The following is an 18,933-nucleotide window of genomic DNA, read 5'->3' on the forward strand; positions in this document are numbered from 1 at the left end:
CTGCGCGGCATGGGCCGCGGCGCCCCTTCGGGCGCTCGCCCGCCTTTGGCGGGCACAGGTCACGCTTGATGGAAGCTGACACGACTCGCCGCTTCCTGGCCCTGCACCTGCCGGACTTGGCCATCGCGCGGCTGCGGCGGGCGGAGCCGGACTTGCCGGGCCGTCCGCTGGCGACCTGGGACTCCATGGGAAGCCGCCGCCTGCTGGTCGCCGTGGACGCGGCCGCCGCGGAACTTGGGCTGAGCCCGGGCCAGGCGCTGGCCGATGCCCAGGCCATCACGCCCGACCTGCTGCTGCGCCCCGCGGCGCGGGAGGCCGATGCGCGCGCGCTGCGCGCCCTGGCGCTGTGGGCGCGCCGCTACACGCCGCTCGCGGCGATTGATCCGCCGGAAGGGCTGATCCTCGACACCACCGGCTGCGACCATCTGTGGGGTGGGGAAGCCGCGTTGCTGGCCGATGCGCTGGCCCGGCTGCGTCGCGCCGGGCTGGCACCGCAAGGCGCCGTGGCCGGCGCCGCTGCCACCGCCGCCGCCCTGGCCCGTGCCCGCACGGACAACCCCATCGCCGCCTCCGGCATCGAGCCGGCGCTGGCCGCGCCGCTGCCGCTCGGCCCCGCGCTGCGGCTGGACGCGGCGATGCGGGAGGATCTGGCGCGACTCGGCCTGCGCCGGGTGCGGGATTTGCTGGACCAGCCACGCGGCCCGCTGGCACGCCGCTTCGGCCAGAAGCTGCTGGACGCGCTGGATGCGGTGACGGGCCACCGCCCGCAGGCCATCCAGCCGGTGCTGCCGCCGCCCGACCTCGCCTCCGCGATCGAATTGCTGGAGCCGATCGTGACGCGGCCGGCGATCGAGGCCGCGCTCGACCGGCTGCTGGCCGATCTGGCGGAGACCCTGCGCCGCACCGGCCGCGGCGTGCGCCGGCTGTCGCTGCTGGCCTGGCGCGTGGATGGGGTGGTGCAGGAGATCGCGATCGGCACCGGCCAGCCGACTCGCGACCCGGCGCATCTGCGGCGGCTGTTCGCGGACCGGCTGGAGGGGCTGGAACCCGACCTCGGCTTCGAGCGCATGGCGCTGGAGGCCCAGGCGACGGACCTGATGCAGGCAGGCAGCCAGATCAGCCTCGGGATCGGGGCGCGGCGGGAGGAAGCGGTGCTGCTGGCGCAGTTGCTGGACCGGCTGGGCCAGCGGCTGCGCGTGCATCGCGTGGCGCCGCTGGCCAGCCATTGGCCGGAACGCAGCGTCATGGCGCTGGACCCGCAGGCCACGCCGCCGGACCCGCCGCCCGGCTGGTCCCTCCCCGATTCGCCGGTGCTGCGCCTGCGCCGGCCTTCGGCGCTGGAGGTGGTGGCGCTGCTGCCGGATGCGCCGCCGGCGCAACTCCGCTGGCAAGGCGCGGCGCACCGCGTGCTGCGGGCGGAGGGGCCGCGGCGACTGGAGCCGGAATGGTGGCGCACGCCGCATGGGTATCGGCGGGATGGCTACCGGGTGGAGCTCACCTGCGGCACGCGGCTGTGGGTCTGCCGTGGCGGCGCCGAGTCCACCTGGCGGCTGCATGGCCACCTGCCGTGACCGCCTACGCCGAGCTGGCGGCGCGGTCGCATTTCTCCTTCCTCGACGGCGCCTCGCATCCGGCGGAATTGGCGCAGACGGCGGCGGCGCTGGGGCTGGCGGGGCTCGGCCTGTGCGACACCAACAGCCTGGCCGGCGTGGTGCGCGGCCATGTCGCGGCGAAGGAAGCCGGGCTGCGCTTTGCGGTGGGCTGTAGGCTGCTGCTGTCGGATGGCAGCGAATGGCTCGCCTGGCCGAGCGACCGCGCCAGCTATGGCCGGCTGACATCGCTGCTGTCGCAAGGCCGGATGCAGGCACCGAAGGGCGGATGCGCGTTGGTCCGGGAGGACCTGTTCGAGGCCGCGGAGGGGTTGGTGCTGGCCGCGATCGCGCCCGATGCCGCGCAATGGCGGGCGGATGCCGCGGCATTGCGTGGGCGGCTGGCGCTGCCGCTGCTGCTCGCGGCGTCCTGCCCCTATGCCGGGGACGACCAGCAAAGGCTGGATACCTTGGCCGGGATCGCCGGCGATTCGCTGCTGGCCATCGGCGACATCCGCTACCACCACCCGGCGCGCCGCCGCCTCGCCGACGTGCTGAGCGCGATCCGCCTGCGCACCACCGTCGATGCGCTGGGCCATGCGGCGGAACCCAATGCGGAGCGCCATCTGAAATCGCCCGCCGAGATGGCGCGGCTGTTCGCGCGGCACCCGCAGGCGCTGGCCAACACGCTGCGCGTGCTCGAGGCCAGCGCCGGCTTCTCGCTCGACCAGCTGCGCTACGAATACCCCGACGAGGTGATGGAGCCCGGCCGCACCGCGCAGCAGACGCTGGAGTCGCGGGTGGCGGCGGCGCTGGCGGCGCAGCCCTTCGGCCGGTCCGCCAACATCCGCGCCCGTGTCGCGCATGAGCTGGAGTTGATCGGCCGGCTCGGCTACGCGCCGTATTTCCTGACCGTGCATGAGATCGTGGCCTTCGCGAAGCACGAGGGCATTCTGTGCCAGGGCCGCGGCTCGGCGGCGAATTCCGCGGTCTGCTACGTGCTCGGCATCACCGCCGTCGATCCCGACAAGCACGATCTGCTGTTCGAGCGTTTCGTCTCCGCCAGCCGAGGCGAGCCGCCCGATATCGACATCGACTTCGAGCATGAGCGGCGCGAGGAGGTGATCCAGCACCTGTACGAACGCTACGGCCGCCACCGCGCCGCGATCTGCGCCACCATCATCCGCTACCGCGCCCGCAGCGCCATCCGCGAGGTGGGCCGCGCCATGGGGCTGACGGAGGATGTGACGGCGCGCCTCGCCAAGGCAAGCTGGGGTCCGGGGCGGGAGCTGGACCTGCACCAGCTTGCCGCCAGCGAGGGCCTGGATGTCGGCGACCCACGCCTGGCGATGACGCTGGAACTGGCAGAGGAATTGCAAGACGTGCCGCGCCACGCCGCGACGCATGTCGGCGGCTTCGTCATCACGCGCGGGCCGCTCACCGAACTCGCGGTGGTGACGAATGCGGCGATGGAAGACCGCACCGTGCTGGAATGGGACAAGGATGATATCGACGCGCTCGGCATCCTGAAGGTGGATGTGCTGGGCCTCGGCATGCTGTCCTGCATCCGCCGCGCCTTCGACCTGCTGCGCCAGCATCGTGGCCTCGACTACGCGCTGGCGACGCTGCCGGCGGATTGCGCGGCGACCTACGCGATGCTGCGGCGGGCCGATTCCGTCGGCGTGTTCCAGGTGGAAAGCCGGGCGCAGATGAACATGCTGCCGCGGCTGAGGCCGGAGAAGTTCTACGACCTGGTGATCCAGGTCGCCATCGTCCGCCCCGGCCCGATCCAGGGCGACATGGTGCATCCCTATCTGCGCCGGCGGCAGGGGATCGAGGTGCCGGAATACCCCTCCCCCGCGCCGCCGCACCCACCCGATGAATTGCAGAAGGTGCTGGAGAAGACGCTGGGCGTGCCGCTGTTCCAGGAACAGGCGATGAAGCTCGCCATCGTCGCCGCCGGCTTCACGGCGGACGAGGCCGACCTGCTGCGGCGTGCCATGGCGACCTTCAAGATGACCGGCGGCGTGGCGAAGTACCGCGACAAGCTGGTCGCCGGCATGGTCGGCCGCGGCTACCAGCGCGAATTTGCCGAGCGCGTCTTCAGCCAGATCGAGGGATTCGGCAGCTACGGCTTTCCCGAAAGCCACGCCGCCAGCTTCGCGCATCTGGTCTATGCGTCGTCCTGGATCAAATGCCACCACCCCGCGATCTTCGCCTGCGCGCTGCTGAACAGCCAGCCGATGGGCTTCTACGCCCCGGCGCAGATCGTCCGCGACGCGCGCGAGCACAATGTCGAAATCCGCGCGGTGGACGTGAACGCCAGCGAATGGGATTGCACGCTGGAGCCGGGTGCTGCCGGCCTCGCACTGCGCCTCGGCCTGCGGCTGGTGACGGGGCTGGCGAAGGAGGAGGCGCAGGCCGTCGTCGCGGCGCGGGAGGCGCGCAACGGCGCGCCCTTCACGTCGGTGGAAGACCTCGCCTGGCGCAGCGGCGCCGGCAAGCGGGCGCTGAACAACCTCGCCGCGGCCGATGCTTTCGTGGGCGCCGGGCTGGTGCGACGCGACGCGGCCTGGGATGCGCGCGGCGTACCCTCCGGCCCGCGCGACCTGCCGCTGTTCGCCATCGCGCAGGAGTCCGTGGCGGCGGCGCTGGCGGACGAGGCGCCGCTGCTGCCCGAAGCCGCACCGCACCTGCCGCAGCATACGGAAGGCGAGGCGGTGGTGGGCGACTACCTCGCCACCGGGCTGACCCTGCGCCGCCACCCGCTGGCGCTGCTGCGGCCGCGCCTCGACGCGCAGGGCTGCGACGATACGCGCCGGCTGGAGACCGCGCGTGCCGGCACGCGCCTCCGCCTGCCCGGCCTGGTGCTGATGCGCCAGCGCCCGGGCTCCGCCAAGGGCGTGGTGTTCCTGACCATCGAGGATGAGTTCGGCGTGGCGAACCTGGTGGTGTTCCAGGATGTCGCCGCGCGCGACCGCGCCGCCCTCGTCGCCGGCCGGCTGCTGCTGGCGGAAGGCGTGCTGGAGCGCGAGGACAAACATGCGGAAATCCCCATCCTGCACGTCATCATCCGCCGCCTGACCGACTGGTCCCGGATGCTGGATGCGCTGCCGCAAGCGGAGGCCGGTTCAGACGCCGGTTCCGCGTGGGCGGAGCGCAACCTCGGCCGCGCCGACGAGGTGCGCCGCCCGGACCCCGGCGCGCGCGCGCCGAAGAAGGCGCGGCTTCCCGCCAGCCGGGACTTCCGGTGACCGAAACAAACCCCCGCCACCCACCGGCGGCCTTGCTTGCCCGCCCGGCGCGGCGCCAGGATGCCGCCGCGGCGCCCGCCAGAGGCGCCTCCATCGGGAGAGAGACCAGCGCCATGAACCGCCGCACCATCCTGCAGGCCGCCGCCGCCGCGCCGCTGCTGGCCACCCCGGGCCTGTTGCGGGCGCAGGAGTTCACCCAGCCCGTCCGCCTGATCGTCCCCTTCAACCCGGGCGGCACCAGCGACATCCTGGCGCGGCTGATCGCGCCTTCGCTCGGCCAGCGGATCGGCCAATCCGTGGTGGTGGAAAATCGCGCCGGCGCCGGCGGCAACATCGGCGCCGACCTGGTGGCGAAAAGCCGGCCGGACGGCCACGCCCTGGTCCTGCTGGACATCTCCGTCCTGGCCACCAACCCGCATCTGTTCCCGCGCCTGCCCTTCGACAGCCTGCGTGACCTGGCGCCGGTGCAGATGGTGGTCTACGCGCCCTACATCCTGGCGGTGAACAACCAGCTTCCGGTGCAGAACGCGCAGGAATTGGCGGCCTACGCCAAGGCCAATCCGGGCAAGCTGAACGCGGCCAATTCCGGCACCGGCACGCTGACCCACCTGGTCGCCGCCTCGCTCGCCAATGCCTGGGGCGGAGAGGTGACGCATGTGCCCTATCGCGGCGGCGCCCCGGCGCTGACCGCGCTGGTGACGAACGAGGCGAACTTCACCATGGCCGGCGCCACGCAGTCGCAGAACTTCGTGGTGAACAACCAGATGCGCGGAATCGCCGTGACCGGCACGAAGCGCCTGGCCGCGGTGCCCAACCTGCCGACGTTCCGAGAACTCGGCTGGCCGGAGCCCGATGCCGGAACCTGGCAGGGCGTGCTCGCCCAGGGCAACACACCGGCGCCGATGATCGCGCGGCTGGAGCAGGAAATCGCCAAGGTGCTGGAGGAGCCGAACATCGTCCGCCGCATCGGCGAGATCGGCGGCGAGGTCCGCGCCGAGGGCGCCGCGACCTTCCGCCGCATCCTGACCGAGCAGACCGAAAGCTACGGCCGCATCATCCGCGCCAACAACATCCGGCTCGAGTGATGCAGACGACACGTATCCATGTGCAGGTGAACCCGGCCTCCTCCCTGGCGGAGGCCTTCACCGAACCACGGCTACGCGCGGCGCTGCCGGCGGCCGAGGCGGCGCTGAGCTTCGGCACGACGCCGGATGCGCTGGAGGCCGGGCTGGCGGAGGCGGAGGTGCTGCTGCTGGCCGGCAACGCCCCGCTGCACGACCTGCCCCGCCGCGCGCCGCGCCTGCGCTGGATCGGCTACACCAGCGCCGGCGTCGAATGGCTGCTGAAGGCAGGGCTGCCGCCGCAGGTGGCGCTGACCAATGCCAGCGGTACGCACATCCCGAAGGCGGCGGAATACGCGCTGCTGGCGGTGCTGATGCTGAACAACCAGATCCCGTTCTTCGCCACCGCGGCGCGCCAGGGCCGCTGGGCGCCGAAGCCGGCCGGCACCGTCGCGGGAAAGACGGTGCTGATCCTGGGGATGGGCGCACTCGGCGGTGCGGCGGCCGGGGCATTGGCCCGGCAGGGCATGCGCGTCATCGGCAACAGCCACTCCGGCCGGCCGCATCCGGATGTCGCGCTGATGACGCAGGGGGACGGCTTCCGGGCGCATCTGCCGGAGACGGATGTCCTGGTCATCGCCCTGCCGCTGACGCCGGCGACCGAGGGCCTGGTCGGCGCGGCCGAGCTGGACCTGCTGCCACGCCATGCCGGCGTGGTGAATATCGGCCGGGGGGAGATCCTGGACGCCGAGGCGCTGGCCGACCGGCTTGACGATGGCCGCCTGGCCGGCGCCGTGCTGGATGCGCTGCCGGTGGAGCCGCTGCCACCCGGCCACCGGCTGTGGACCACGCCGAACCTGTTCATCACGCCGCATTGCGGCCTGTATGACCCAGCCGAGTACGCGCCGCGCTGCCTGGAGGCGTTCCGCGCCAACCTGCTCCGCTTCCGCGCCGGCGAGCCTCTGCACCAGCTGGTGGACCCCGGCCGCGGCTACTGAGCGCCTCAGGCCACCGTGCCCGATTCCTCCTGCGCCATGACGGCGACAGCGGCGGCGATGACGTTGCGCGGCTGGTTGCTGTAGGCCGCATGCACCTCGATCGGGGGGCACGGCGGCGAGACGTCCAGGCGGCGGAGCCGGCCATCGGCCACGGCGCCGGCCGCCGCGGCATCCGGCAGCAGCGTCACGCCGAGGCCGTCCTGCGCCAGGATCATCATGGTGGCGATGGAGTTGAAATTGGACACCGCCTTCGCCTTCACCCCGGAGCAGGCGAAATGGCGCAGCACATCCTGGTGCGGCTTGGAGCCGCGGGAAAAGGCGAAGATCGGCCAGGCCGCCAAGCTTTCCAGGCCCAGCATCCCCTCCGGCAGATCCATCCCCGGCCCGGCGTACCAGGAACAGGACAGGCTGCCGAGCGGCACGGTCTCGACCTGCGGCGCGATGATCGGCCCCATGAGGATGGCCAGGTCGATCTCGTTGCGGTGGAAATGGCCGGACAGGGTCAGGCTGGTATCGACCGTCAGGTCCAGCTCGATGCAGGGGTAGGTCTGGTGGACCCGGCGGATCAGCCGCGGCAGCCAGGTGTGCACCACCGAATCGATGGCGCCCACCGCCAGCCGCCCGCGCAGCGCCTCCCTGCTGCTGACCGCACCCTGGAATTCCTGGGCGAGGCGGACGATCTCCTCGGCCCGCGACAGCGCGGCGCGGCCCTCAGGGGTCAGGCGGACGGAGCGCAGGTCGCGGTCGAACAGGCGGATACCAAGCTCCCGCTCCAGCGCCGCGATGCGGTTGGACACGGCGGCCTGGGTGGTGTGCAGGCGTTCCGCGGTGGCGCTGAAGCTGTTGAGGCGGGCGACCCAGAGGAAGGTCTCGAGAAAACGCAGGTTCATCAGGGGCAGTCCAAGGGGTCGGCGCGGCGCATGCAAGGCCCGCGCCGCCGCAAGGTCAACCGATACGGTCACAACCTGCGGCCAGCAAAGCTGGCCGAGCGCCCGAATGGGCGCCGCGCCCGGTGGCGGGTGCCAAGCGAAGCGCCGGCGACCGAGGCCGGATTGGCCCGACCCGCGGGATTTGGTGTCAGCCGCCCTTGCCGCCGATCGCGCGCCGCAGCCCGATGGCGCGTTCCAGCACCACCACCAACGCCAGGGTGAACAGCACCATCATCACGGACACCGCCGCCACCAGCGGGTCCGTCCGCGCCTCCACATAGTGGAACAGCGCCACCGGCAGGGTGGTGAGTTGCGGGCCGACGATGAACAGCGTGATCACCACCTCGTCGAAGGACACCAGGAAGACGATGGCCGCCGCCGCCACCAGCCCCGGCGTCATCAGCGGCAGCGTGATGCGGAAGAACACCGACAGCGGCGAGGCGCCGAGGCTGGCCGCCGCTTCCTCGACCGAGGCCGGCAACGTGCCGAGCGCCGTCATCAGCACACGCAGCGCATAGGGCACGGTGATCAGCAGATGCGCCAGGATCAGCCCGGGCCAGGACCCGATGAGCCCCTGGCCCACGAAGATGATGAGCAGGGCAAGGCCCAGCACGATGGTCGGCAGCAGCAGCGGCGCCGTCAGGAAGGCCATGATGGCATCGCGCCCCGCGAAACTGCCGCGGGACAGCGCGACGGCAGCGGGCAGCGCGATGACCAGCGCGAGCACGGTGACGATGCCGGCCAGGATCAGGCTGTTGCGCAGCGCAAGGCCGAGGTTCGGCTGGTTCAGCATCGCCACATACCACTTCACCGACCAGCCGGAGGGCGGCCAGCCGATGAAGCTGTCGGCGGAAAAGGAGATCGGGAAGACCAGCAGGACCGGCCCCAGCAGGAACAGGAACAGCGCTGCCACCAGCAGCCCGAACAGGTAGCGGCCGGGGCCGGAGGTGATCATGCAATGGCCCTCTCGGCGGCGCGTGCGATCCGCCCATAGACCAGGATCGCCAGCCCGAAGACGACCAGCGTGATGACGGACAGCGCCGCCGCCAGCGGCCAGTTCAGCGTGACGATGGCCTGGTCGTAGATCTCGGTCGCCAGCAGCAGCACGCGCCCGCCACCCAGCAGCTTCGGCGTGATGAAGGAGGAAATGGTCAGCACGAAGGTCAGCAGGCAGCCCAGCAATATGCCCGGCAGGGTCAGCGGCAGCACGATGCGCCAGAACACCGTCAGCGGCGGTGCGCCGAGGCTGGCGGCGGCCTCCTCCAGCGTCTGGTTCAGCTTCCCGAAGCCGGCGAGCAGGCACAGGATCATGTAGGGCATCAGGATCTCGACCAGGCCGATCACCACGCCGGTCATGTTGAACACCAGCCGCCCCGGCTCCACGCCAACGGCGCGCAGGATGCTCGGCAGGAAGCCGCGGTCGCCGAGGATCACCAGCCAGCCATAGGTCCGCACCACGGCGGAAATCAGCAGCGGGGAGATGCAGGCCACCACCAGCACGCTGCGCCAGCGCGGATCGGCGCGGTGCACGAAGAAGGCCAGCGGGTAGGCCGCGAGGAGGGCCAACAAGGTGATGGCCAGCGACATGCCGATGGAGCGCAGCAGGATCTCGCGGAAGAAGCTGTCGCCCGCCAGTTCCACCCAGGTCGCCAGGCTGAAGGTGGCGCCGATGCCACCGCCCGGCAGGCCCTCGCGGAAGGACAGGCTGCCGAGGTTGACCATCGGCCACAGGAAAACCAGCAGGTTCACCGCCACCGCCGGCAGCACCAGCAGTGGCAGCAGCCCGAACCCGCCCATCCGTGTGCCGCCGTTGCTCACGTGGGCAGGGTCCGCGGGAACACCAGCGTATCCTCGGCACGCCAGGACAGCCGCACGGCCTCGCCCGGTGCCGGTCCCGGCGCACCGGCGAAGCTGTGCTGTTCGACCAGCAGCGTCGCCGGGCCGACCGCCACCTCGATGGACAGCAGGTCGCCCACGAAGGTGCGGCGCGTGACGGTGCCGGTGGCGCTGTTCCAGCCATCGCCTTCCTGCGGCGCGCCGCCGAGGCCGATGCGGTGCGGGCGGATCATGATGGTGACCGGGCCGGGCGGCGCGTCGCCCGTGCCGTTCAGCACGACATCGCCGAGCTGCACCCGGCCCTGCGCCAGCCTGACGCCCGCCGCCCGGTTCACCCGGCCGACGAAGCCGGCGACGAATTCATTGGCCGGACGCTCATAGATCTCGAAGGGTGTGCCGAGCTGCTCCAGCACGCCGAGGCGCATGACGGCAATCCTGTCGCAGATCGCCAGCGCCTCCGCCTGGTCATGCGTGACGAAGACGGCGGTGATGCCGAGGCGCTGCTGGATGTCGCGGATCTCGTTCCGCATCTCCTCGCGGAGGTTGGCATCGAGGTTCGACAGCGGTTCGTCCAGAAGCAGGATGCTGGGTTCGATCACCAGCGCGCGGGCCAGCGCCACCCGCTGCTGCTGCCCGCCTGACAATTCACGCGGCTTGCGCTTCGCGAAGCTTTCCAGCCGCACCATGGCCAGCGCGCGTCGCACCCGCTCTTCGCGCTCGGCGGCGGACACCTTCCGCATCTCCAGCCCGAAGGCGAGGTTACCCGCGACATCCATGTGCGGGAACAGCGCGTAGTTCTGGAACACGATGCCCATGTCCCGCTTATGCGGCGGCAGCGCCGTCACGTCGCGCCCAGCGACGAGGATGCGCCCCTCCGTCGCCGGCATCAGCCCGCCGATCATGCGCAAGGTGGTGGTCTTGCCGCAGCCGGATGGGCCGAGAAGCCCGATCAGCTCGCCCTTCTCGACGGAAAGCGACAGCGCCTGCACGGCCCTGGTCGCGCCGAAGCGCTTTTCCAGGCCGTGCAACTCCAGATGCGGCATCCGTTCAGGAACGCGTCAGGATTCGGCGGCGCCACTGCTCGTTCAACTGGTTGCGGAACTTCGCCACCTCCAGCCAATCGACGGCCAGCATCTTCTCCATCCGCGCCGGGGACGCGGCGGTGGCGGCCAGTGCCTCGGCGGAAACTTGAGCCTTGGTGTTGACCGGCGCGTAGAACATGCGCTCCGCGAAAGCCTTCTGCGCTTCGGCCGACAGGGCATAGGCGATGAAGGCCTTGGCCGCCTCCGTCTGGCGGGAGCCTTTCACCAGCCCCAGCGTGTTGATCTGGAACAGCGAGCCTTCCTCCGGCAGCGCCGCCGCCAGCTTGCCGCCGGACTGGCGCGAATACAGCTGCCCGCGCGCGTTCCAGCCCACGGCGAGTTGCGCCGTGCCGTTGGTGACGAAGGTATAGGCATCCGGCCGCGGGTCCCAGGACAGGACATGCGGCGCGAGGTCCGCCAGCGCCTGCACGCCGCGGGCGTAGTCCTTGTAGTCGGTGCCGCCGAACAGCCGGTTGGCGACCAGCGTCATGCCAATGCCGACGATGTCGGGCGCCGCCGCCATGGCGATCTTGCCGCGATAGGCCGGCTCCCACAGCACGCGCCAGGAGGTCGGTGCGGGGCGCACGGCCTCTGGCGAATACAGCAGCGACAGGCTGTCGAAGGTCACGCCGACGGCGGCCACGCCTTCCGCGAATGCGCCGGGGGCGAGGTCGGCCAGGACCGGGAATTCGGCGCGGGTGATCGGGTCCAGCAGGCCCTCATCGGTCGCGGCCTTGCCGATGGTGATGTCGAACATCGCGACATCCAGCTGCGGCGCCGCCTTCTGCGCGCGCATCGTGCCCAGGGTCTGGGCCGAATTCGGCATGGCGAAGTAGGTGACCTTGATGTTCGGGTTGGCGCGCCGGAACGGCTCCACCACCACCGCCTCGTAGTTCTCCTGGAAGATGCCGCTATAGGCGGCCAGGGTGATGGTCCGTTCCTGGCCGAAGGCCGGGCGGATGAACGGCGCCGCCAGCACGCTCCCAAGGCCTGCCCCGAGCGTCGCCTGGCCCAGCGTCCTGCGCGAAATGGTCATGCCGGTCTCTCCTTCGCCACACCGATAAGCCTGCCCCGCCCGCATCGTCACGACGCACCGGCCGCCAGGCGGGGCGGCGGCGCGCGAGGATGCCGGTTGCGGCCAGCCTCGGCCAGCAGCAAGCCCGGTTCAAACAGAAAATCACTGTCGCGGCGGACAAGTTTTGCTTGTCGGCACCCGGACATGCCAAGGGCGGCGACCGTTCCCGATCGCCGCCCCGGACTGATGCGAATGCGAAGGTCAGGCCGCGGTGACGGAGGCCGCTTCCGGACCCTTCTTGCCCTGCACCACGCGCAGCGTGACGGACTGGCCCTCGGTCAGCGGCCGCAAGCCGCTGCGCTCCAGCGCCGTGGCGTGGACGAACACATCCTTGCCGCCGTCGGAAGGCGTGACGAAGCCGAAGCCCTTCTCGGCGCTGTACCACTTCACGGTGCCCTGCACCTCCTCGCCAGCGCCGGGCGGCGGCGGGGCGCGGAAGGGGGCGCCGCCACCCGGGCGCGGACCCGCGCCCATGCCACCACCCATGCCGCCACGCGGAGGGGAGGCCGGAATCTCGCCGACGGGCCCGACCTCGAGCACCTCGGTCACCTGCGGGCCACGCTCGCCCTGGCCGGTGCGGACGCGCAGCTTGGTGCCGGGCGCCACGCTGTCCGCGCCGGCGCGCTGCAGCACGCTGACATGCAGGAAGGCGTCGCCGCCGCCACCCTCGACCGCGACGAAGCCGAAGCCGCGCTCCGGGTCGAAGCGCTTGACCACCGCGCCGACATCCGGGCCGGAGGCGACAGGGGAAGAACTCGGCCGCCGCGGAGCCGCGGAGGGCGAGAAGCTCGGCAGAGAGGGCGCTGCCCAGCCGCCCTCCTGCGGCATGTCGTCGTCGAACCCCCGCTTGCTGCGGGCTTTGCGGTCTCGCCGCCAGTCGTGCGTGTTGGTCATCTCTGGACTCGCCTGTTCGGCCGCGGACGCAACCGCCCTGCCGTCTCGTGGATTCGAGCCCGGGAAGGTGGCGCGGCCCGCGGGCCTGGGGGGCAGTATAGGTGACCATGGCCGCGCTTCAACGTGTGAAGCGTGACGAAGCGCGGAAAGCTGCGGATTTCCGGGTCACGCCCCCGCCAGACGGGTGAAACCGGCCGGATCAGCCGTCCACATACCCCACCAGCCGCGCATGCAGCGCCGCCGGGATGCCGATGCCGTCCGCCGCGGTGCGGGCCCGGGCGGCCGCGCGGCGGCTGCCGGGCAGGCGGGCGCCAGGCTGGCCGGTGATGGCCGCCACCAGCCGGTCCAGCCTTGCGCCAGCCTCGGGGCCGGCCAGCGGGCCCGGGTCGAGCGCCAGGAAGCACTGCCCGGTGCGCGGAGAGCCGCCCTTGTTGTCGGCGAAGGAGGACGCCTCCAGCGACAGGCTGGCCCCTGTGAGCCAGGCGGCCATGAGTTCCACGATCAGTGCCTGGCCAGCGCCCTTGTAGCCGCCGGAGGGCAGCATGCTGCCGGCGAGGCCGGCGGCGGGGTCGGTGGTGGGCTGGCCGTCCTGGTCCAGCGCCCAGCCGAGCGGGATGGCCTCGCCTCGCTGCTGGTGGACGATGAGCTCGGACTTGGCGACGACGCTGGCGGATTGATCCAGCACCAGCGGCGGGCCCTCGGCACGGGGCACGGCGAAGGCGATGGGGTTGGTGCCGAAGACCGGGATGCGCCCGCCGGCCGGGGCCATGGAGGCCGGGGCGTTGACGAAGCCCAGCGCCAGCAGCCCGGCCTCCGCGATGCGCTCCACATGGTGGCCGACGACGCCGCAATTGTAGGAACTGGTGACGGCCAGCGCCGCGATGCCCTGGCTGCGGGCGGCGGCGACCAGCGCGGGCAGGCCGAGTTCGATGGCGGGGTGCGCGAAGCCGTCCCGCGCATCGACGCGGACCAGGCCGGGGCGCGGCTGGTCCAGCACCGGCGTGGCGGCGCCATCGATCTTGCCGCAGCGCGCATGCTCGCAATAGGTCGGCAGCCGGGCCAAGCCGTGGCTGTGGATGCCATCCGCCTCGGCCGCCACCACGGACGCCACCAGCGGGCCGAGGTTGGCCACTGAGACACCGCTGGCGGCCAGGGCCCGGCGGGTGAGGTCGGCGACCTCATCCAGCGTCATCGCAACCTTCATGCCGGATTCTCCTGCGCGAAACCGTAGTCGCGGGCGGCCCCCGCCGGCGTCACCAGCCCCAGCGCCAGGTCGGCGTCGATCGCGGACGGATCGCGCGCCGCCGGATCGCCATGGCCGCCGCCGCCGCTGGTCTCGATGGTGACGACATCGCCGCGGCGCAGTGGTACGCCGGAGACCTTGGAGCGCAGGTTTTCCGTCGTTCCATCGGCGCGGGTCAGCGTGGTGCGACTGAGTGAGCCAGGCCTGCCGCCTGCCAGCCCGTAGGGCGGGATCCGAAAACGTTCGAAGCTGGTGCCGAAGCTGCCATGTTCCGCATCCAGCCGCCATTCACGCACCAGGCCAAGGCCGCCGCGATGCGCGCCCGGCCCGCCGGAATCCGGCAGCAGGCCGTAGCGCAGGAAGGTCACGGGGTAGCGCGCCTCCACCATCTCGATCGGGGCGTTAGTGTTGTTGTGCAGGCCGCAGGACAGCGCGCTGGCGCCGTCGCCGCCGGCATGGCCGCCCCAGCCGCCGACCTCGATGTCGAAATACACCTGCCGGCGGCCGTCCGTGCGCGTGGTGGACAGGGCATAGACGTAGGAGATGGCATAGTAGGCGGCCGGGATGCGCGCCGGCATCACCTGCGCCAGGGCGCCGAAGACGGCGGTGGCGATGCGGTGGTTCACCACCATCCGGCTGGCGACCGGTGCCGGGAATTGCGCATCCACCACGCTGCCCTCCGGCAGCACCAGCGTGACGGCGCGGTAGCAGCCGGAATTGGCCGGGATGTCGCCACCGAGTGCCGCGAGCAGCGCGAAATACGCCGCCGATGCGGTCATCGCGCGGGTGTTGTTCACCGGACCCGGGACCTGCGCGCTGGACCCTTCAAAATCCAGCGTGATGCCGTCGCCCTGCTTGCGCACGGTGACGCACAGGCGGATCGGGCTTTCCGACTGCCCGTCATCGTCGACGAATTCGGTGAAGGTGCTTTCGCCATCCGGCAGGGCAAGCAATGCCGCGCGCACCATGCGCTCCGACCCATCCTGGATCTGCGCCATCGCGGCCGCGAGCGGAGCGCTGCCGTACTTCCGGGCGATGCGGGCCACGGCCCGTTCACCGATGCCGAGTGCGGCGATCTGCGCCTTCAGGTCGCCGCGTGTCTCGTCCGGCTGGCGGACATTGTGCAGCAGCATCTCGAACACGCCGGTGTTCAGCTCGCCACGTCGCGCCAGGTACAGCGGCGGGATGCGGATGCCTTCCTGGAACACCTCCGTCGCGGTGGCGAGGTAGCTGCCCGCGGTGCCGCCGCCGATATCGACATGGTGGCAGAGCGTGCCGACGATGCCGATGCGCTGCCCATCCAGGAACACGGCACGAAACGTCTGGATGTCGTGCAGGTGCTGGCCGCCGCTATAGGGGTCGTTGGTGACGACGACGTCGCCATCCCCCCACTGCTCCAGCGGAATCGCGTGGTCCAGGATGTGGCGCAGGCAGTCCGACATGGAATTCAGGTGGACCGGGATGCGCGCGGATTGCGCGACGTTGTGGCCGCCCGCGTCGAAGACGGCGGTGGAATAGTCCAGGATCTCCCGCACCACCGTCGATCGTGCGGTGCGCCAGATGGTCAGGCTCATCTCCTCCGCCGCCGTCACCAGCGCGTTGCGGATGACCTCGACGCGGACCGGATCGATCTGGGTCATGCGCTGCGCTCCGCCATCAGGGCGCCGGAGGGATCGGTGGAGACCTTCCAGCCGGGCGGTATCCAGGTGGAGGTGTAGGCTTCCTCGATCACCGCCGGGCCGTGCAACGCCGCGCCGACCGCGCCGCGGCCGCAGATCGCGGCCGGCACCCAGGCGCCCTCCACCAGAACCAGGCGCTGCGTTCGCGCCGTGCCGGCCTGCGCCTCCACCGCATCGCGCTCCGGCTTCGGCAGCCGGCCGCGCGCGGTCAGGCGGAGCGCCACGATTTGCACGGGCACGCCGCGATCGTCATGCGCGAAGCGTTGGCGGTGCAGGGCGTGGAAGCCCTCGGCGATGGAGCCCAGTCCTGCGTCGGAGAATTCGGCCTGCGCCAGCGGTACCGCGAGTTCGAAGGCCTGGCCGGCGTAGCGGCAATCGGCGGACCATTCCAGCGCGCGCTGCGCCTCCGCCACGCCATCCTCCGCCAGCAGCGCCGCGGCGTCCTGGCGCAGCCGCGCGGCGGCCTGGGCCAGCGCCGGGCCGGCCGCCGTCAGCGGCAGGATCTGCGTCGCCGCAAGGTCGTGCGCGATGTCGGACCACAGGATGCCCCAGGCCGACAGCGTGCTGGCATGCGGCGGAAACACCACGCGAGAAATGCCGAGTTCCTCGGCCACCTCGCAGGCATGCACGCCGCCGGCACCACCGAAGGACAACAGGCAGAAATCCTCGGGGTCGAGGCCCTTCTCGAACAAGCTCAGCCGGATGGCGCCGGCGAGGGAGGCGTTGGTGATGGCGATGACGCCCGCGGCCGTCGCATCGGCCTCCAGCCCAATCCGGCCCGCGATGTCCTGCGCCGCGCGCGCGGCGGCCTCGCGGTCCAGCCGCATGGCGCCGCCGAGGAAGGTCTCGCCATCCAGCCGCCCCAGCAGCAGGTTCGCATCCGTCACCGTCAGGCCGGTGCCGCCGCGGCCGTAGCAGGCCGGGCCGGGGTCGGCGCCGGCGCTGTGCGGGCCGATGCGCAGCCGCCCGCCCGGGTCGACCCAGGCGATGGACCCGCCGCCGGCGCCGATGGTGCGCATCTCCACCATCGGCAGCCGCACCGGCAGCCCGTCGATCTCGCCCTCCGTCACCATGGCCACCTGGCCGCCATGCACGACGGAGACGTCGAAGGAGGTGCCGCCCATGTCGATGGCGACCAGGTTGGGCAGGCCGAGCGAGCCGGCCAGCCGCCGCGCCGCGGCAGCGCCGCCGCTCGGGCCGGAGAGCAGCAGCCGCGCGGGCTCGCGCCCGGCCTTCGCCGTGCCGCTGACGCCGCCATTCGACTGCACCAGGTAGATGCGCGCGCCGAACTCGGCCTGCGCCAGGCGGCGCTCCAGCTTCGCCATGTAGCCGGCGACGATCGGCACCAGCAGCGCGTTCAGCACCGTGGTGGACAGGCGCTCATACTCGCGCAGTTCCGGGCTGATCTCGCTGGACAAGGACACCGCGACGCCGGGCAGCGCCTCCGCCAGCATTTCGCCGATGCGGCGTTCATGCGCGGGGTTGGCGTAGGCATGCAGCAGGCAGACCGCCACGGCCTGCACGCCGGCCTCCCGCAGGCGATGCGCGGCGGCGAGCACGCTCGCTTCCTCCAGCGGCGTCGCGACGCTGCCATCGGCGCGCAGCCGTTGCACCACGCCGAGGCACAGATTGCGCGGCACCAGCGGCGGCGGCGGGGTGGCGGTCAGGGCGTAGATGTCGCGGCGGCCGTGGCGGCCGATCTGCAGCAGGTCCTCGAACCCCGCCGTGGTCAGCACGGCGCCACGCGGCAGCTTGCGTTCCAGCACGGCGTTGGTGGCGATGGTGGTGCCGTGCAGCACCTGGCGCACATCGGCCAGCGAGAAGCCGAAGCGCGCGGCGGCCTGGCGCAGGCCGTCCAGCAATCCGATGGAGGGATCGGCCGGCGTGCTCGGCGCCTTGTGCTGGTGCACGGCGCCGGTCGCGGGATCGAAGATCTCGAAATCGGTGAAGGTGCCGCCGATATCCACCGCCACGCGGATGTCGCGCCCGCCTGTCGGCGTCCCAGCCGTCGAATGCCCGCTGCCTGCCTGCTGCATGCGTCCCTGCCCTTGCCAGGTCGCAGCTTCGCGGCCCGGGTCGGCCGGCGGCAAACGAGAAATTTGCGTGGCTGCCGATCAGCGAATCCTATCCGGCCGCACCGTGGCTTGCGCGGCCCGCGGCCTGCCGATAAGCGAAATCATCGGCCGTCAGAGCCGCTCCGGGGGAACGCCAACCATGCATCTGCACCGTCGCCACCTGCTCGCTGCCTCGGCCGCCCTCGCCTTCGCCGGCCCCGCGGCGGCGCAGAACTGGCCGGATCGCCCGGTCCGCATCGTCGTGCCCTTCCCGCCCGGCGGGTCGAACGACATCATCGCGCGACAGCTGGCAGAGGCGCTGCGGCCGCTGCTCGGCCAGCCGGTGGTGGTGGAGAACCGGGCCGGGGCCGGCGGCAATGTCGGCGCCGATGCGGTGGCGAAGGCGGCGCCGGATGGCCACACGCTGCTGCTCGCCGCCCCCGGCCCGCTGGCGATCAACGAACACCTGTTCCGCGAGATGCCCTTCAAGCCGGAGCGTGACTTCGCCCCGGTGGCGCTGGTGGCCAGCGTGCCGATCGTGCTGATGGTGACGCCGGGGCTGGAGGCACTGAATGTGGCGGAGCTGGTGGCGCTGGCGAAGCGGCAGCCCGGCCGTCTGGCCTTCGGCTCCTCCGGCAATGGCAGCACCAACCATCTGGCCGGGGAGCTGTTCAAGACCATGGCCGGCATCGACATCACGCATGTGCCCTATCGCGGCGCGGCCCCGGCGATGACCGACCTGGTCGGCGGCACCATCCAGATGATGTTCGACAACATGCCGGCCGCACTGCCGCAGGTGCGCGGCGGTAGCGTGCGCGGCCTGGCAGTGGCCGGCACCAGCCGCGCCGCGGCCCTGCCGGACCTGCCGACGGTGGCGGACTCCGGCCTGCCCGGCTTCGAGGCGGAAGCGTGGTTCGGCCTGGTCGCCCCCGCCGCGACGCCCGCCGCCGTGCTGCAACGGCTGCAACAGGCCTGCAGCCAGGCGCTGGCGGATGCGACGCTGCGGACGCGCTTCGCCGAGGGCGGGGCGGAACCCGGGGCGCGGCTGGGCGCGGAGTTCGGCAATTTCCTCGGCGCGGAGCGCACCAAGTGGGGGCGCGTGGTGGCGGCATCGGGCGCCCAGGCAGGCTGAACCGGACGCCAGATGACCATCATGTAACCTGAACCGGAACGATGCGGGAAAAGCATCGTCCGGCGCGGTAAAGCCTTGTGCCGCAACGGCATCACGTTCTAGTTACG

General features: G+C 71.8%; 14 protein-coding genes. 5 read left to right on the forward strand and 9 right to left on the reverse strand.

Annotated features, from left to right (window positions below; translation table 11 throughout):
- Nucleotides 1-68: 68 nt before the first annotated feature.
- The 4 genes from ACLF3G_RS17375 (at nt 69) to ACLF3G_RS17390 (ending at nt 6,902) form a co-directional block, all read left to right on the forward strand.
- On the forward strand, nt 69-1,571 hold the full coding sequence (locus tag ACLF3G_RS17375; protein ID WP_430670666.1) for a Y-family DNA polymerase: 1,503 nt from the start codon (nt 69-71) through the stop codon (nt 1,569-1,571).
- Nucleotides 1,568-4,843 (forward strand): error-prone DNA polymerase, encoded by a 3,276-nt coding sequence (locus ACLF3G_RS17380; protein WP_430670667.1) that lies wholly within the window; start codon nt 1,568-1,570, stop codon nt 4,841-4,843. The genes ACLF3G_RS17375 and ACLF3G_RS17380 overlap by 4 nt, the downstream gene beginning before the upstream one ends.
- A gap of 113 nt (nt 4,844-4,956) precedes the next feature.
- Nucleotides 4,957-5,928, forward strand: coding sequence for a Bug family tripartite tricarboxylate transporter substrate binding protein (locus tag ACLF3G_RS17385; protein WP_430670668.1), 972 nt, complete (start codon nt 4,957-4,959; stop codon nt 5,926-5,928).
- Nucleotides 5,928-6,902, forward strand: coding sequence for an NAD(P)-dependent oxidoreductase (locus tag ACLF3G_RS17390; RefSeq protein ID WP_430670670.1), 975 nt, complete (start codon nt 5,928-5,930; stop codon nt 6,900-6,902). Before ACLF3G_RS17385 ends, ACLF3G_RS17390 begins: the two co-directional genes overlap by 1 nt.
- A gap of 5 nt (nt 6,903-6,907) precedes the next feature.
- Here ACLF3G_RS17390 and ACLF3G_RS17395 read toward each other — a convergent pair whose 3' ends face one another.
- The 9 genes from ACLF3G_RS17395 to ACLF3G_RS17435 form a co-directional block, all read right to left on the reverse strand.
- Nucleotides 6,908-7,792, reverse strand: coding sequence for a LysR family transcriptional regulator (locus ACLF3G_RS17395; protein WP_430670671.1), 885 nt, complete (start codon nt 7,790-7,792; stop codon nt 6,908-6,910).
- Between the two features lie 187 nt (nt 7,793-7,979).
- Complete coding sequence (locus tag ACLF3G_RS17400) at nt 7,980-8,786, reverse strand: ABC transporter permease (RefSeq protein ID WP_430670673.1); 807 nt, start codon at nt 8,784-8,786, stop codon at nt 7,980-7,982.
- Nucleotides 8,783-9,649, reverse strand: coding sequence for an ABC transporter permease (locus ACLF3G_RS17405; RefSeq protein WP_430670674.1), 867 nt, complete (start codon nt 9,647-9,649; stop codon nt 8,783-8,785). Before ACLF3G_RS17405 ends, ACLF3G_RS17400 begins: the two co-directional genes overlap by 4 nt.
- Complete coding sequence (locus ACLF3G_RS17410; protein WP_430670675.1) at nt 9,646-10,710, reverse strand: ABC transporter ATP-binding protein; 1,065 nt, start codon at nt 10,708-10,710, stop codon at nt 9,646-9,648. The genes ACLF3G_RS17405 and ACLF3G_RS17410 overlap by 4 nt, the downstream gene beginning before the upstream one ends.
- Nucleotides 10,711-10,714: 4 nt before the next feature.
- Entirely contained in the window at nt 10,715-11,785 is a 1,071-nt protein-coding gene (locus tag ACLF3G_RS17415; RefSeq protein ID WP_430670676.1) for an ABC transporter substrate-binding protein, read from the reverse strand.
- A gap of 240 nt (nt 11,786-12,025) precedes the next feature.
- Nucleotides 12,026-12,718 carry a cold-shock protein gene (locus tag ACLF3G_RS17420; RefSeq protein WP_430670677.1) on the reverse strand — a complete coding sequence of 231 codons (693 nt, stop codon included), beginning with the start codon at nt 12,716-12,718 and terminating at the stop codon, nt 12,026-12,028.
- A 199-nt stretch (nt 12,719-12,917) separates the two neighbouring features.
- Nucleotides 12,918-13,922 carry an Ldh family oxidoreductase gene (locus ACLF3G_RS17425; protein ID WP_430670678.1) on the reverse strand — a complete coding sequence of 335 codons (1,005 nt, stop codon included), beginning with the start codon at nt 13,920-13,922 and terminating at the stop codon, nt 12,918-12,920.
- Entirely contained in the window at nt 13,919-15,601 is a 1,683-nt protein-coding gene (locus ACLF3G_RS17430; protein WP_430670679.1) for a hydantoinase B/oxoprolinase family protein, read from the reverse strand. Before ACLF3G_RS17430 ends, ACLF3G_RS17425 begins: the two co-directional genes overlap by 4 nt.
- Complete coding sequence (locus tag ACLF3G_RS17435) at nt 15,598-17,676, reverse strand: hydantoinase/oxoprolinase family protein (protein WP_430670680.1); 2,079 nt, start codon at nt 17,674-17,676, stop codon at nt 15,598-15,600. Before ACLF3G_RS17435 ends, ACLF3G_RS17430 begins: the two co-directional genes overlap by 4 nt.
- A gap of 178 nt (nt 17,677-17,854) precedes the next feature.
- Here ACLF3G_RS17435 and ACLF3G_RS17440 point away from each other — a divergent pair, with 178 nt between their 5' ends.
- The gene (locus ACLF3G_RS17440) at nt 17,855-18,826 is read left to right on the forward strand and encodes a tripartite tricarboxylate transporter substrate binding protein (protein WP_430670681.1); all 972 of its coding nucleotides are present in this window, start codon (nt 17,855-17,857) and stop codon (nt 18,824-18,826) included.
- Nucleotides 18,827-18,933 lie beyond the last annotated feature (107 nt).

This window comes from Falsiroseomonas sp. HC035 (assembly GCF_050563525.1).
Lineage (GTDB): Bacteria > Pseudomonadota > Alphaproteobacteria > Acetobacterales > Acetobacteraceae > Falsiroseomonas.

Bases quoted from the DNA above. Each gene is read 5' to 3' on its own strand.
- ACLF3G_RS17375 (WP_430670666.1), top strand. From the start codon at position 69: ATGGAAGCTGACACGACTCGCCGCTTCCTGGCCCTGCACCTGCCGGAC.
- ACLF3G_RS17385 (WP_430670668.1), top strand. From the start codon at position 4,957: ATGAACCGCCGCACCATCCTGCAGGCCGCCGCCGCCGCGCCGCTGCTG.
- ACLF3G_RS17390 (WP_430670670.1), top strand. From the start codon at position 5,928: ATGCAGACGACACGTATCCATGTGCAGGTGAACCCGGCCTCCTCCCTG.
- ACLF3G_RS17395 (WP_430670671.1), bottom strand. From the start codon at position 7,792: ATGAACCTGCGTTTTCTCGAGACCTTCCTCTGGGTCGCCCGCCTCAAC.
- ACLF3G_RS17400 (WP_430670673.1), bottom strand. From the start codon at position 8,786: ATGATCACCTCCGGCCCCGGCCGCTACCTGTTCGGGCTGCTGGTGGCA.
- ACLF3G_RS17410 (WP_430670675.1), bottom strand. From the start codon at position 10,710: ATGCCGCATCTGGAGTTGCACGGCCTGGAAAAGCGCTTCGGCGCGACC.
- ACLF3G_RS17415 (WP_430670676.1), bottom strand. From the start codon at position 11,785: ATGACCATTTCGCGCAGGACGCTGGGCCAGGCGACGCTCGGGGCAGGC.
- ACLF3G_RS17420 (WP_430670677.1), bottom strand. From the start codon at position 12,718: ATGACCAACACGCACGACTGGCGGCGAGACCGCAAAGCCCGCAGCAAG.
- ACLF3G_RS17425 (WP_430670678.1), bottom strand. From the start codon at position 13,922: ATGAAGGTTGCGATGACGCTGGATGAGGTCGCCGACCTCACCCGCCGG.
- ACLF3G_RS17430 (WP_430670679.1), bottom strand. From the start codon at position 15,601: ATGACCCAGATCGATCCGGTCCGCGTCGAGGTCATCCGCAACGCGCTG.
- ACLF3G_RS17435 (WP_430670680.1), bottom strand. From the start codon at position 17,676: ATGCAGCAGGCAGGCAGCGGGCATTCGACGGCTGGGACGCCGACAGGC.
- ACLF3G_RS17440 (WP_430670681.1), top strand. From the start codon at position 17,855: ATGCATCTGCACCGTCGCCACCTGCTCGCTGCCTCGGCCGCCCTCGCC.